General features: G+C 78.6%; 1 protein-coding gene and 1 pseudogene. Both read right to left on the bottom strand.

Annotation, left to right across the window (positions count from 1 at the left end; all coding sequences use genetic code 11):
- Positions 1-205, bottom strand: a pseudogene (locus tag QYM41_RS17900) (ABC transporter permease); the annotation flags it as partial.
- Positions 202-515 (bottom strand): ATP-binding protein DrrA1-3 family domain-containing protein (locus QYM41_RS17895; RefSeq protein WP_368801111.1); only part of this gene is annotated, 314 nt, incomplete at its 5' end. The pseudogene QYM41_RS17900 and the gene QYM41_RS17895, both read right to left, overlap by 4 nt.

The following is a 515-nucleotide window of genomic DNA, read 5'->3' as shown; positions in this document are numbered from 1 at the left end:
GCAGCCCGGTCATCCCGCCCAGGAGCGGGCCGAAGAAGGCCAGGAACATCAGCGGCTGCATGAGCGAGAACACCAGGCTGAAGGGGTCCCGGACCACGGGCCGGAGCTCGCGGACGAAGACGCTGACGGAGTCGTGCATGATCCCGGCCGGGCGGGCCCGGTCGGTGCCGCCGGGGGACTCGCGGGTGGTCGGAACGGCGGTCATCGGGGTGCTCCCACGCTCGTGGCCTCGGCGGCCGGGTCGGTCTCGGACGCGTCGGCCCGCTCCTCGCGCAGGCTCCGGCCGGTGAGCCGGAGGAAGACGTCGTCGAGGGTCGGGCGGGTCAGCTCGGCGGTCCGCACGGCGTGGCCGGCCCGGTCGAGCTCGCGCAGCAGGGCGGACAGCACGCGCTCGCCGTGCTCGACCGCGACGACCACGCGGGTGCCCTCCCCGGCGGGGACCGCCTCCGGCTCGGCGCCGCCGGCCCCCGCCGCGGCGGCCGCGCGCCGGACGGCCGCCGCGGCGGCGGGCGGGT

Source organism: Kocuria oxytropis, from assembly GCF_040981195.1.
Taxonomy (GTDB): Bacteria; Actinomycetota; Actinomycetes; order Actinomycetales; family Micrococcaceae; genus Kocuria; species Kocuria oxytropis.
Note: the sequence above shows the minus strand (reverse complement) of the source record. Positions and strands in the feature narration are given on the sequence as shown.